The organism is Ensifer sp. Root1252 (genome assembly GCF_001425885.1).
GTDB lineage: Bacteria > Pseudomonadota > Alphaproteobacteria > Rhizobiales > Rhizobiaceae > Ensifer > Ensifer canadensis.
This window is the reverse complement of the sequence record NZ_LMDT01000034.1, coordinates 213,168-226,135: the sequence shown is the minus strand read 5'-3', so window position 1 is coordinate 226,135 and position 12,968 is coordinate 213,168. Positions and strand designations below refer to the sequence as shown.

At 60.9% G+C, this 12,968-nt stretch carries 11 protein-coding genes; 5 read left to right on the top strand and 6 right to left on the bottom strand.

The features are described from left to right. The first annotated feature begins 216 nt into the window (after positions 1–216). From ASD02_RS27865 to gmk, 5 genes are all read left to right on the top strand, one after another. The gene (locus tag ASD02_RS27865; RefSeq protein WP_003531676.1) at positions 217–453 is read left to right on the top strand and encodes an acyl carrier protein; all 237 of its coding nucleotides are present in this window, start codon (positions 217–219) and stop codon (positions 451–453) included. A gap of 221 nt (positions 454–674) precedes the next feature. Further along, a complete protein-coding gene (gene fabF, locus ASD02_RS27860; protein WP_025426454.1) occupies positions 675–1,940 on the top strand; it encodes a beta-ketoacyl-ACP synthase II in 1,266 nt (421 codons plus the stop codon). Between the two features lie 366 nt (positions 1,941–2,306). After that, positions 2,307–3,497, top strand: a complete 1,191-nt coding sequence (mltG, locus tag ASD02_RS27855; RefSeq protein WP_025426455.1) for an endolytic transglycosylase MltG — start codon at positions 2,307–2,309, stop codon at positions 3,495–3,497. A gap of 103 nt (positions 3,498–3,600) precedes the next feature. Then, entirely contained in the window at positions 3,601–4,488 is an 888-nt protein-coding gene (locus tag ASD02_RS27850; RefSeq protein WP_025426456.1) for a YicC/YloC family endoribonuclease, read from the top strand. A 3-nt stretch (positions 4,489–4,491) separates the two neighbouring features. Then, entirely contained in the window at positions 4,492–5,151 is a 660-nt protein-coding gene (gmk, locus tag ASD02_RS27845) for a guanylate kinase (protein WP_025426457.1), read from the top strand. Between the two features lie 202 nt (positions 5,152–5,353). Here the strand turns inward: gmk and rsmA are convergent, their stop codons facing one another. The 6 genes from rsmA to lptF all read right to left on the bottom strand — a co-directional run bounded on the left by rsmA (position 5,354) and on the right by lptF (position 12,947). Next, positions 5,354–6,181: a 16S rRNA (adenine(1518)-N(6)/adenine(1519)-N(6))-dimethyltransferase RsmA gene (rsmA, locus tag ASD02_RS27840; RefSeq protein WP_025426458.1), complete on the bottom strand. Its 828-nt coding sequence runs from the start codon at positions 6,179–6,181 to the stop codon at positions 5,354–5,356. Then, positions 6,181–7,209, bottom strand: coding sequence for a 4-hydroxythreonine-4-phosphate dehydrogenase PdxA (pdxA, locus tag ASD02_RS27835; protein WP_025426459.1), 1,029 nt, complete (start codon positions 7,207–7,209; stop codon positions 6,181–6,183). The genes rsmA and pdxA overlap by 1 nt, the downstream gene beginning before the upstream one ends. Before the next feature lie 15 nt (positions 7,210–7,224). Next, complete coding sequence (locus tag ASD02_RS27830) at positions 7,225–8,166, bottom strand: peptidylprolyl isomerase (RefSeq protein WP_025426460.1); 942 nt, start codon at positions 8,164–8,166, stop codon at positions 7,225–7,227. Positions 8,167–8,350: 184 nt separating this feature from the next. Next, complete coding sequence (locus ASD02_RS27825) at positions 8,351–10,699, bottom strand: LPS-assembly protein LptD (RefSeq protein ID WP_025426461.1); 2,349 nt, start codon at positions 10,697–10,699, stop codon at positions 8,351–8,353. Continuing rightward, positions 10,699–11,781: an LPS export ABC transporter permease LptG gene (lptG, locus tag ASD02_RS27820; RefSeq protein ID WP_025426462.1), complete on the bottom strand. Its 1,083-nt coding sequence runs from the start codon at positions 11,779–11,781 to the stop codon at positions 10,699–10,701. The genes ASD02_RS27825 and lptG overlap by 1 nt, the downstream gene beginning before the upstream one ends. Continuing rightward, positions 11,778–12,947 (bottom strand): LPS export ABC transporter permease LptF, encoded by a 1,170-nt coding sequence (gene lptF, locus ASD02_RS27815; RefSeq protein WP_025426463.1) that lies wholly within the window; start codon positions 12,945–12,947, stop codon positions 11,778–11,780. Before lptF ends, lptG begins: the two co-directional genes overlap by 4 nt. Positions 12,948–12,968 lie beyond the last annotated feature (21 nt).

Here is a 12,968-nt window from a genome sequence, read left to right as displayed (position 1 = left end):
TTTTCGCACTTTGCGGCAGACTTAAACCGTGTTAATCGGGCCATGACTGTTAGCAGTCGACCGGCCCCGCCAGGTGTCCGGCAGCCTTGGCTGCCTTGGGTTTGCCGCGGTTCTGGTTGGATGGATTGCCCGTTGGACCGTCTTGGTCTATCAGGCTTATTGAGAGTACCGGTGCCAGAAAGGCGCCCAGAGAAACGAAGGTCGAGGAACTCCGACATGAGCGATATCGCAGAACGCGTAAAGAAAATTGTTATTGATCATCTTGGCGTCGACGCCGAAAAGGTCAGCGAAGGCGCAAGCTTTATCGATGACCTCGGCGCGGACTCGCTCGACACCGTCGAACTGGTCATGGCATTCGAAGAAGAATTCGGCGTCGAAATCCCGGATGATGCCGCGGATTCGATCCTGACTGTCGGCGACGCCGTCAAGTTCATCGAAAAAGCTCAGGCCTGATCTTTTGCGATCAAGCCATTGGCGGGCCGCGTTCAGCGGCCCGTAATCAGCCCAGGGGAAGTGGGCTGTCTCGCGCTGGGCGCGGGTTTTCGATCAGCAAAGCGGTCCCGCATTTCCCTCTGATCGTTGCTACAAGAACTTAAAATGGATGCACGGATCGGGTTCGTCACGCGTGGTCCGATCCGGCTCTGAAATTGAACAGTCAGGGTGGGTCGCGGACTATGAGACGTGTCGTTATCACCGGTACCGGCATGGTATCTCCCTTGGGTTGCGGAACCGAGGCAACTTGGGCGCGCCTGATCGCGGGCGACAATGCTGCGCGCAAGGTCACGGAATTCGAAGTCGAAGATCTGCCCGCGAAGATCGCGTGCCGCATTCCGTTCGGCGATGGCTCGAACAACACCTTCAATGCCGACGACTGGATGGAGCCGAAGGAGCAACGCAAGGTTGACCCCTTCATCGTCTATGCGATGGCCGCTGCCGACATGGCGCTGGCCGATGCCGGCTGGAAGCCCGAAAACGACGAAGACCAGATTGCAACCGGCGTCCTGATCGGTTCGGGCATCGGCGGTCTCGAAGGCATTGTCGAAGGCGGCTATACGCTGCGCGACAAGGGGCCTCGGCGCATTTCGCCCTTCTTCATTCCCGGCCGTCTGATCAACCTTGCCTCGGGTCAGGTCTCGATCCGCCACAAGCTGCGTGGTCCCAATCACTCTGTGGTCACCGCCTGTTCGACCGGCGCCCACGCCATCGGCGACGCAGGCCGCCTGATCGCGCTCGGCGATGCCGACGTCATGGTTGCCGGTGGCGCCGAATCGCCGATCTGCCGTATCTCTTTGGCCGGCTTTGCCGCCTGCAAGGCGCTATCCACGCAGCACAATGATGATCCGCAGAAGGCATCGCGTCCCTATGATGTCGACCGCGACGGCTTCGTCATGGGCGAGGGTGCCGGCATTGTGATCCTTGAAGAGCTGGAACACGCCAAGGCGCGCGGCGCCAAGATCTATGCTGAAGTCGCCGGCTACGGTCTCTCTGGCGATGCTTACCACATTACCGCGCCGTCCGAGGATGGCGACGGTGCCTACCGCTGCATGCAGATGGCGCTGAAGCGCGCCGGCCTGACGGCGGCAGACGTCGACTACATCAACGCCCATGGCACATCGACGATGGCCGACACGATCGAGCTTGGCGCCGTCGAGCGGCTGGTCGGCGAGCATGCCTCGAAGATCTCCATGTCGTCGACCAAATCGGCGATCGGCCACCTGCTGGGCGCCGCCGGCGCTGTGGAAGCGATCTTCTCGGCGCTGGCGATTCGCGACGGCGTCGCACCGCCGACGCTGAACCTCGACAATCCCTCCGTCGAGACCAAGATCGATCTCGTACCGCATGTTGCGCGCCAGCGCGAAATCAACGTCGCGCTGTCGAATTCCTTCGGCTTCGGCGGCACGAACGCTTCGCTGGTTCTGCGCCGCTACACCGGCGTTTGATATTGCCGAATTATCAACGGGGCGATGCATGTCACTGGCCCGTTGATCCTGCTTTTGCCGCATTGCTCGCTACAAGCATGTAGCAGGAGGACGTGTCGGCCCTTTTCAGGGATTGGCGCTGCCTGACGGCTATGTTCGCGCAAGGCACATCTGACAGTTTGTTGTATCGCTATTGCCGGGCGCATGCTGGCTGTCTTCGAGCGAAAACGCCGTTGACCGGCGGGTGCGCCGAGACCATTTATTCCACTGCCAATCCAAGGGGATGGCTGCGGCTCAAACGTTTTGTTTTATACCTGCCACGGTCCAGGCCGAAATTCGCACCGCGGCAGCTAGAATGAGGATGCGAATTTCGGGTTCGGGACAATCGTGAGCGACTCAAACGAGAACGGCGCGGCGCAATTCGGCCGCAGCGACACCGGGAACAACGGGCCGATCATTCCGAAATCGGCCAGCGAAGCCTTGCGCCCCGAGAAGGCGCCGCAGCCGCCTACGAAGCGTTCGCGCAAGGCGCGCAGCCAGGTCGTGATCTTCCTGAATTTCGTCATGACCGTTATCGTCTTCGTCGCGCTCGCAGCGGCCGGTACCGTCTATTATGCGATGCATCAGTACGAAAAAGCAGGCCCGCTCGAAGCCAACAAGAACTTCATCGTCAGAAGCGGCGCCGGTATCAGCGAGATCGCCAGCGGCCTCGAGCGTGGCAACATCATCACCGATGGCCGCGTCTTCCGGTTCGTCTCGGAGGCTTACCTGGACAACGACACACTGAAGGCCGGCGAGTACGAGATCAAGGCTGGATCATCGATGCAGGAGATCATGCAGCTCCTGAAATCCGGCAAGTCCATTCTCTATTCCGTGTCGCTGCCGGAAGGTCTGACCGTCAAGCAGATGTTCCATCGCTTGTCCGATGACGAAGTCCTCGTCGGCGACCTGCCGCAGGAGCTGCCTGCCGAAGGTTCGCTGAAGCCTGACACCTACAAGTTTACGCGCGGCACCAAGCGCGTCGAAATCGTCCAGCAGATGGCGGCTGCCCAGAAGGCGCTTGTCGACCAGATCTGGGAAAAGCGCGATCCGAACCTCCCGGTCTCGACTGTCGAGGAGTTCGTGACGCTTGCGTCGATCGTGGAGAAGGAAACCGGACGCGCCGACGAGCGCCCGCGTGTTGCCTCGGTCTTCATCAACCGGCTCGACAAGGGCATGCGCCTTCAGTCCGATCCGACGATCATCTACGGCATTTTCGGCGGTGACGGGAAACCGGCGGACCGGCCGATCCTGAAGTCGGACCTCGATAAGGATACGCCCTACAATACCTATATCATCAAGGGCCTGCCGCCGACGGCGATCGCCAACCCGGGCCGCGCCGCACTTGAAGCCGTTGCCAATCCGTCGCGCACACCGGAACTCTACTTCGTGGCCGACGGCACGGGCGGCCACGTCTTTGCCGTGACATTGGATGAACACAACGCCAATGTTCGCCGCTGGCGCAAGGTCGAAGCCGAAAAGGCAGCCGAAGCGGCAAAGGCCGCCCAGGACGCGGCAACGACGGCACAGCCTCAGTAACAACGGCCTGCATTGTGGACGGACTTGTCACGGCGCGGATATCCCTTGCGGGATACCGCGCCGTCGCCTTATTGCTTTTCCAGAAAATGCCACGGAGGTGAGGATGCCGCTCCAATCGATGACCGGCTTTGCCCGGAGAGAAGGCAGCAGCGGCCGGCATCGCTGGGCCTGGGAATTGCGCTCCGTCAACGGCAAGGGCCTCGATGTCAGGCTTCGCCTGCCGCAGGGACTTGAGCGGTTCGAGCCGGATGTGCGCCGGCTCACTGCAGAATTTTTCTCAAGAGGCAATCTGCAGATCAGCCTGTCCGTCAGTGGAGCGGAGAGCGCTGTCGAAGCGGTGGTGAACCAGGCGGCGCTGACGGCTGTCCTGACCTTGCGCGAACAGCTCGGAGACCTCGTCGATCCCGCACCGCTCAAGTTCGACACGCTGCTGGCGATCCGAGGCATTGTCGACTTCCGTGAGCCCGAGGAGAGTGAAGCGCAACGCGCGTCCCTCGACGACGATATCATGACGGGCCTCAAGCTTGCTCTCAGCGATCTGCGCAGCATGCGCGCCGAAGAGGGCGGGGCGCTCTGTCAGATCCTGCTGGCGCAGGTCGGCAGCATCGAAGCACTGACGGCAACAGTCGAGAATGATCCCTCGCGCAGCCCGGGGGCAATTGCCGAAAGGCTGGCGCAGCAGGTGGCGCTGGTGATGGGCAGCGGCTCTTCGCTCGATCGCGACCGGCTGCATGCCGAAGTGGCACTGCTTGCGACCAAGGCCGATTTGAGAGAGGAGCTGGACAGGCTTGGCTCTCATATTGTCGCTGCCCGCGACCTCTTGTCGAAAGGCGGGCCGGTCGGCCGCAAGCTTGATTTCCTGGCACAGGAATTTAACCGCGAATCGAATACGATCTGTTCCAAATCGAATGCGGCAGTGGTCTCCGCCGCCGGCATCGAGTTGAAAGTGGTGATCGATCAGTTCCGCGAACAGGTTCAAAATCTGGAGTAACGCATGAAACCGGCGACCCCTTCGCCCATCAAGATCGCCCGCCGCGGGCTGATGCTGGTCATTTCCTCACCCTCGGGTGCGGGAAAGTCGACGATCGCGCGCAATCTGCTGGAAGCCGATCCCGATATGAGCATTTCGGTAAGCGTGACCACGCGTCAGCGCCGTCCGAGCGAAATTGATGGACGGCACTATCACTTCAAGTCTATCCGCGAGTTCGAAGCATTGCGGGCGACCGACTCGCTGCTGGAATGGGCTGAGGTTCACGGCAATTTCTACGGCACACCGCGCGACGCCGTCGAAGCGGCGATGGCTGCAGGCCGCGACATGCTTTTCGATATCGACTGGCAGGGCGCACAGCAGCTTCAGGAGAAGATGGCCGGCGACGTCGTCTCGATCTTCATCCTGCCGCCGTCGATGGCCGAGCTGCAATCGCGGCTGCATCGTCGCGCCGAGGACAGCGAGGAAGTGATCGCCACGCGTCTGGCCAATTCACGTGCAGAAATCGAGCACTGGCGCGAGTACGACTATATCGTTCTCAACGACGATCTCGACCGCGCCTTCTCGGCGGTACGCGCCATCGTCGAGGCCGAGCGCCTGCGCCGAGATCGCCGCCCGGGCCTGTTCGAATTCGTCAATGGACTTCTGACGGAAAACCCGTTCTGACCGGAGGCATGGCCGGCAATGCCGGCCATCCGTAGATATTGCTATCGCGGGTACGTTTGCCGCTCCCGCAAAGCCGCAGCGCCCTTTCGGGCGACATGCGCTAGAGCGTTTCCGGTTTAAGCGGAGTCGCAGAAACGCTCTATCTCCTTGTTTTTATGCATTTCCTGACGGAAAACCGCTTCGCACTTTTCCTGGAAATGCTCTAGAGGCAGTTTGCCAGCCGACAGAATTCTTCCACGGAGAGCGTTTCGGCGCGCCGCTGTGGATTGATGTCGGCTTTTGCCAGCAGCGTTTCGCCACCAAGCGGCTTCAGGCTCTGGCGGAGCATCTTGCGGCGCTGGCCGAAGGCGGCGTGCGTCACTTTCTCCAAAGACGACACCGCGCAGGGGATCGGATTGGCGACCGGCTCCAGATGCACGACCGAGGATGTCACCTTGGGCGGGGGCGTGAAGGCCTGCGGCGGCACGTCGAAGGCCATGCGGGCGTTCGTTCGCCAGCCACACAGAACCCCCAGACGCCCGTAATGATCGTCGTCAGCGTCGGCCACGATCCTCAAGCCTACCTCGCGCTGAAACATCAGTGTCAGCGACTGCCAGAAGGGCGGCCATGTCTTTGGCAGCAGCCAATTGACCAGAAGCTGCGTGCCGACATTATAGGGCAGGTTGGCGATGATCTTGACCGGGCCACCACCGGTGATCTCCTCAAAGTCAATCTTGAGCGCGTCACCCTCGATGACATCGAGACGGTTCGGATAGTGGCCGGAGATTTCGGCAAGCGCCGGCAGGCAGCGCGCGTCCCTTTCGATCGCCACTACCTTCTTTGCGCCAAGTGCTAGGATTGCTCGCGTCAGGCCGCCCGGGCCTGGGCCGACTTCGATGACTGTCACGTCCTCGAGCGGGCCGGCCGTCCGGGCAATCTTCTGTGTGAGATTGAGATCGAGCAGGAAGTTCTGCCCGAGCGCCTTCTTGGCGTCGAGGCCATGGCGTTGGATGACATCCCGAAGCGGCGGGAGCCCGTCGAGAGCGGCCATCAGACGATAACTCCTGCGGTATTGTTGGAAAGTTCTGCCGCGAGCTTCAAGGCTGCGAGCAGGCTGTCGTCCCTGGCAATGCCCTTTCCGGCGAGGCTGAAGGCGGTGCCATGATCGGGCGACGTGCGGATGAAGGGGAGGCCGAGCGTGACATTGACGCTATCGTCGAAACCAAGTGCCTTGGCGGGGATGAGCGCCTGGTCGTGATACATGCAGATCGCCACGTCATAGGTCGCACGCGCGCGGTCGTGAAACATCGTATCGGCGGGCAGAGGCCCGGTTGCATCGATGCCTTCGGCGCGCAGCCGTTCGACGACCGGACGGATAATGGCATCGTCTTCGGCGCCCAGCGCTCCACCTTCGCCGGCGTGGGGATTGAGCCCGGCGAGTGCCAGCTTCGGCCTGTCGAGGCCGAAGCGCGTGCGAAGATCCGCCGCGGTAATGGTGCAGGTTCGATAGATCAGATCTGCCGTGAGCTGGGCGGGCACGTCTTTCAGCGGGATGTGGATGGTCACCGGCACGGCACGAAGCTTGGGGCCGGCCAACATCATCACCGGCAACAGGGGCTCGCCGGTGGCCTTCTCCGCGAGATCAGCAAGGTATTCGGTATGGCCGGGGAAGCGGAAGCCGGCTTCGTAGAGCACGGCCTTGGCGATCGGGTTCGTGACGACGGCTGAAGCCTCGCCATCCATGACCAGCTGTACCGCTGTGTCAATCGACCCCGTTACGGCCGGAGCGTTGGCAGAATCGGCCTCGCCAGCAATGACGGGAGAAGGGCAGCGCACCGGCAGAACGGGCAAGGCGTCGGCAAAAATGGAGACGGCATCCCGGCAATCGGTCTCGCGGATCGCAACCGTATGCCCGAGCAATGCTGCCCGCGCCGCGAGAACTGTGGGGTCACCGATGAAAAGGAATGGCGGGGTCGCGCGTTCACGGCGGCCAAGCCAGGTGGTCAGGCTAAGGTCGAGTCCGATCCCGGCAGGATCGCCCATGGTCAGGGCAAGGGGCCCGCCGGTCGTGTCACGCATTTTTGCCCGCTGATCTTACTTGTTGACGATCTGCGCCTTCTTGCGCAGTTCTTCGAGGTACTTTTCGCTGTTCGGGTCTTCACCGCCGGCCTTCTTCTTGCCGATGTCCTCGGCGCGGAAGACGATTTCGGCTGCGGTGTCGTCATTGACCTGGCGCTTCTTGCAGATCGCCAGGAATTCGACGCCCTTTTCGGTCACGCGTGTTCCCGTCGTGTTCCCGTCGCCGGCCTTCTCGACGAGCGGCTTCCACTCGTCCGGCAACTGCTGGACAAGCATGCGGCCGAGATCGCGGATAGAAACGTCACGGTAGTTTGCCGCGAAAACCTTGGCGGTATCGCATCCCGGGAACTGACCACGCGCTGCGTTGGCTTCCGCCTGACGCTTGCCGGTGATGGCGCCGCGCTTCTTCTCCGGAATGACGAAGATGACCTGCTTGAGATAGTATTCCGTTGTGACCGGCTTGGTGCCTCCGCCTTCCATCATGCGCTTGACGAGATCAGCGCCTTGCAGGCGACTTGAGTTGCCGAAACGGAAGTTGACGGCGCGAGGCCAGCTCATCTGCACCGCGATGAACTGCTTGAAATGGTCGGAACCAACGCCGGCTTGATCGAGAATCTTGCCGAGCTGCTCCGGCGAGAGCTTGTTGCCGGCTGCAAAGCGCGCATAGGCCGCGTCCACGTCCTGCGTACTGACCGACTGGCCGATCCGCGCGATCTCGCCACGCTTAAGCACCTCGTCGACGAGCTGCTTCTTGGCTTCTTCTGCGCCACCAGCCTGGCGTTGCAGGCGAAGGAAGGCGACGCGCTTGGCAACGTCGCCGGAGGTGATCACGGTGTTGTTGACCGTTACCGTCACCTGGCTTGCAGCTTGCGCGCTGGCGCAAACGGCAATGCTCAGGCTGCCGGCCAAAGCCAGTGCCGAAAGCGTCCTCAAGATCGACATTTTCCCGCCCATCATCTTTTCCTGTCCTTCGCGCGGGCGAAGCCTGGTGCTTCGATCCGCAGCCCGGCTCACGCCGTTGTTCTATCTTGTCGGAGGGAATGCATAATACATGCGGCCAAACGATGACAAGACCGTTTGGCCGGCCCGACAGCGGGCAGAGGGGCAAACATGTGGCGAATGCCCCTCGGATCGAAGCGTATCAATAGTAGTCCAGCTCTTCGAACTTCGTGTCGCCGACATTGACGTCGCCAAGCGTACGGAAGCTGATGCGGGCGCCGATCGACCAGTCGTTCGCAATCGTGTTGTCGGTATCGCGTTCCTGCTTGTAGACGAGCGAGAACAGCGTGTCTTGATCGTCATAGGTGATGCCGAAGCCATTGCGCGAGATGACATCGTTGTTGATGTCGTAGGTTATCGCGCCGAAGACGGACCAGTAATCGTGGAACCTGTAGGCCGCCGCGGTCTGGATTTCGTCCTGGTTGTCGAGCGAGCCGTAAAGCGGCTGCGCCTCGATGCGCGTATAGGTCATTGCCGCCTGCCAGGTAAGGCCAAGATACCCCACGGTGGCATCGGCGCGACGCAGCGCCAGGTCCTCTTCATCGAGACGGCCGGAAAGGCTGGCCATAAGGCCAGACGGCGCATCGACACCGAACATGGCGACGTAGTCGGACCGTGTGCTCTCGAGGCCCGAATTCGCTCCCGCCTGGACCAAGTCTTCCGTTGCGAACGAGTTCAAACCGCCAAGCTGGTAGGATTGGCCGACGATGCCGCGCAAGCCGTAGCCGCTGTCGAATGTCCCGGTATAGCGAAGACCGACGTTGGCGCGCGTGCCGCCTTCGATGCGGTCGAAGCCGGAGTACTTGTCGCGATCAAACAGGTTCGTCGCGTCGAAGACAAAGCTCTGCGCATCTTCGTTTGGCAGGCCACCGGGATGCTGCTCGTCGGGACGGGCATAGATCTGGGCGATCGGCTCGAGTACGTGGCTGCTGTTGTCGCCGACGAAGAGGATCGGATAGCGCGCTTCGAGGCCCGCCGTCAGCATCCGCCGCGTCGCGGCGTCGCTGTTGTCATAATCCCCGGCATAACCAGGCCCCGGATCCGTCATGTTCAGGCCGAGCGCATCACCGCGCGCGGCAAGCAACGGCGTCAGCACGAACCCGCCCGGAGCAATGTAGGTACGCTTCCATTCGAGTTCGGCCGTGAGGCGGTGCGACGTGCCCTCGAGACCTAGGTACCTGTTGACGTCTGGAACGGCGTCAAGGTCAAGCCGGTTTCGCTTGATGTTGGTGAGGTTCACCGTCGCCGAAAGTTCGCCTCCCAATACCGGCTCTGGCGCCTTGTAGGAATAATCCAGAACCTGCGCGGTAGGCTGCTGGTTTTCAGCGATGCTGTTCGGATCTGCGTCCTGGATATCGAAATAGAAGGCGCGCAGGTCGAAGAAGTTCCGCTTGCCAAGCCCGGTCAGATACGCCTGGTTGACGTAGGTCGTTCCGTCGAAAGTCGACAGTTCGTAGGTCTTGGCGAAGTTGTTGTCGGATTGGACGAGGACGTTCCAGCCGAAGCTCCAGCGCGGATTGATCTCGAATACGCCCCTGGAAGCGACCATGCCGCGGTTCGTTTCAAGCGCGTCGACCGTACCAGGCGTGAAGCGGCTCTTGTCGAGCTGGCTGATGCCGGCGAAGCGCAAGGTGTGAAGGCCGTTGTGGAAGCTCTGGCGAAACTCGCCTTCGAGCAGGAAGCCTTGGCGGCTCAGGCCCGTCACGGTGGCGGTCGCGTCCATATAGGGCGAGATCGCCCAATAGTAGGGGACGCCCACGCCTGCGCCGAGCTTCTGTGTGTACTGAAACTGCGGGAACAGGAAGCCGCTCTTGCGCTTGACCGTATGATCAGGCAGTTCCATCACCGGAATATAGGCGATGGGCTTGCCAAAAAGCTCGAAACGGGCGTTTTCCAGCCGTATCGTCCGCGTACGTCCATTCTGGACGACGCGCTGGGCCTTGATGTGCCACAGCGAACGGTGATCGGGCTTCGTCGTGCAGGGCGTGCACGCGGTGTAAACGGCCTCGTTGAGGATGAATTCTTCGCCGTTCCGCCGTTCGCCGCTGGTCGCAGCAAGCCGTGTCAGATCGGTCGTCTCTATCCGCAAGGCATCAATGAAGCCGTTGCCGAAGTCATCGGTGACGTCCATCTTTTCGGCATAGACGACATTGCCGCCCGGCTCGATCAACTGGATTTCACCGGTGGCATGAATGCGGCCCGATTTCTGGTCGTATTCGACCTGTCGGGCCACCATCTTGTAGCCGCCGTAATCGATCTGCACGTTGCCGCGCAAGATGACCTTTTCGGCGTCCTTGTTATAGACAAGCTCATTGGCGGACAGAAGCAGCTTGGCATCTTCCGGCATGTTCGGGCGCAGCGAATCAAGGCGCTCCGACGTCTGCTGCGCGAGCGCGGGTGCACTCATTCCCATGGCAAGTGTCTGCAGCGCCACTCCTGCGAGCAGGGCAGCGTTGATCAGCTTTGTACGTTTGCGGTTGCCTACCGCCACTAGCCATCCTCCTGATTTAAAAGAATCGTCGAGCCCAGCGCCATCGCTACAACAACTGGCAACCAGGCTGCAACGAAGGGAGGTACAATACCGCTGCTCCCGAATGCTTTGACAAGCACGGTGACGACATAAAGCACGAAGCCCGACAGGATTCCACCGAGAATCACCGAGCGCGATTGGTTGAACCGGCTAAATTTCAGCGACACGCACGCAGCGATCAGCGTCATGGCGACAAGCAGCAGCGGCAGTGACAACAGGGAGTGGAATTGGGTTTCCATGCCGTTTGTGGAAAAGCCGAAGGAGCGCGCCACCTCGATCTTCCGCGGAAGGTCGAAAAACTGAATGGAATCAGCCTTTGCAAGCCTTTCCTGAACAAACTCTGGCTTCAGATTCGTGCGGAGTTGTGCCGTTTGCAGACGGCGAGGCAGCTGTCCGCTGCTTGTTTCCGTTACGCCATTAAGAAGCCAGTAACCATCTTCGAGTTTAGCGGAGGCGGCATCCTGTCTCAGAATGATCGAACCCTGTGGATCAAAGTGGATGACGGTGACGTTCAGAAGTGTGGTGCCGCCATCCTGAACCGAGCGTGCGCCGATGATCGTATCGGTGCCTTCATAGATCTGTCGCAGCCAGGGAATCGAGCCGGCATCCGAGGTGCGCGATGACCCGAGGGCAGCAAGCAGGGTCTCTTCCTTCTTCGTGCCCCAGGCTGCGAGCGGGTTTAGCGCAAGCACGGCGAGTACGCCGAACAGGAAGGCGCCAAGCACGAACGGGCGCAGGAACTGCCACACCGAAATGCCCGCGGCGCGGGTAACCACGAGCTCGTAGCGGCGGTTGAGCGAGATCAGAGCCGCCATCGCCGAGAAGAGTGCCACGAAGGGCACGGTTTGTTGCAGGATGGTCGGGATCCGGAACGCGCTGATCAGCAACGCGCCGGTGACCGAATAATGCGGAAGGTTGGACAGGCGGCTCGCCTGTTCGCTGAAGTCGATGATGAAGACCAGCGAAAAAATGCCGACCAGAAACCAGAAGGTCGTGACAGCATAACGGGTCAGAAAGTAGCGGCCGAGTGTGGTGAAAATCATGATGCGTTGCTCCCGTCAGATGAGGGGCGCACGAGGCGAAGGCGAACCATCAGCTCGGACAGCTTTTCCTGCCAGGTCATCGGAATGTCGAGACGCCGGTTGCTGGCGAGTTGGTGAATGGCGAGCGCTCCGGTCGCAAGGGGCACGATATACATCAACGGAACGAACCAGACGGAATCCTCGGCGCTGTTGCCCGCATAGAACGTCATCCATCGGATGACGAGGGCAGAGCCGAGTGCGCTGACCATCGGATGGACGCGCGCCTCGCGGTGCGAGCGTGCATCACTGCAGAAGACAAGCGCGATCAGGCCGAACACCAGCGGGAACGTCCATTCCGTCAGGCGGCGGTGCAGTTCGGCGGTGAAGGCAAGCGGGTTGCCCTGGTAGACAGAATCATTGGGATCCGGATTGAAAAGATTGGGAAGGTCGCGATCCTTGGCGCGTATCGTCGCTTCGCGGGTCGCCTTCGTCATGTCGGCCAGATCGAAGGCGTAGGAATCGAATTTGATGATCGACACGCCGCCGTCCGGCAGTTTGCGTTGGACTTCGCCGTCCTTCATGACCAGCGCCGAGCTTTTCTCGTCCACGGCACCTTCGCGCGCATAATAGACGAGCTCGAAAGCCGGGTTGCGCGAATCGGCAACGAAAATCCCCTCAAGCACACCACCGCCGCGCCGGCCGCCAACCTGGACATAGAGGCCGTCAGTAATCTTGCGGAAGGCGTTCTCCTGGACGACCGAGGAAAGCAGGTCGGCGTTGGCCGTTGCTAGCATCTTGCGCACAGCGACGCGCGAATAGGGCTCGACAAAATTGTCGACCACGAACGACAGGACGCTAAGGCCAGCGGCGAGATAGATGATCGGCCGGATGATGGTCATGCGCGAGCTTCCGGCCGCGTTCAGCACCGTCAGCTCCGAATCGGTATTCATCGTCGTGAGCGTCTGGGTTACGCCGATCACCAGGGCGAAAGGCAGAATGATCGGCACGACCGACGGCAGAATGAGCGTTGCCAGCTTCAGGAAGGCGAAGACGGACTGCCCGCTATCGGTAACCAGGTTGACGTTGGTCAGGGCCTGCGTCGTCCACACGATGCCGAGCAACGGCAAAAGCGTAGCGAGGAACATGGTCAGGGCACGCCGGAAAATGTAGCGTTCGATCAGCTTCATGTCCGTTTCCGGTCCAAATCC

What these genes read in the sequence shown, in the direction of transcription:
- fabF (WP_025426454.1), top strand. Translation starts at nt 675, where the DNA reads ATGAGACGTGTCGTTATCACCGGTACCGGCATGGTATCTCCCTTGGGT.
- rsmA (WP_025426458.1), bottom strand. Translation starts at nt 6,181, where the DNA reads ATGGCCGCTCTCGACGGGCTCCCGCCGCTTCGGGATGTCATCCAACGC.
- lptG (WP_025426462.1), bottom strand. Translation starts at nt 11,781, where the DNA reads ATGATTTTCACCACACTCGGCCGCTACTTTCTGACCCGTTATGCTGTC.
- lptF (WP_025426463.1), bottom strand. Translation starts at nt 12,947, where the DNA reads ATGAAGCTGATCGAACGCTACATTTTCCGGCGTGCCCTGACCATGTTC.
- ASD02_RS27850 (WP_025426456.1), top strand. Translation starts at nt 3,601, where the DNA reads ATGCCGCTCCAATCGATGACCGGCTTTGCCCGGAGAGAAGGCAGCAGC.
- ASD02_RS27865 (WP_003531676.1), top strand. Translation starts at nt 217, where the DNA reads ATGAGCGATATCGCAGAACGCGTAAAGAAAATTGTTATTGATCATCTT.
- ASD02_RS27830 (WP_025426460.1), bottom strand. Translation starts at nt 8,166, where the DNA reads ATGATGGGCGGGAAAATGTCGATCTTGAGGACGCTTTCGGCACTGGCT.
- pdxA (WP_025426459.1), bottom strand. Translation starts at nt 7,209, where the DNA reads ATGCGTGACACGACCGGCGGGCCCCTTGCCCTGACCATGGGCGATCCT.
- gmk (WP_025426457.1), top strand. Translation starts at nt 4,492, where the DNA reads ATGAAACCGGCGACCCCTTCGCCCATCAAGATCGCCCGCCGCGGGCTG.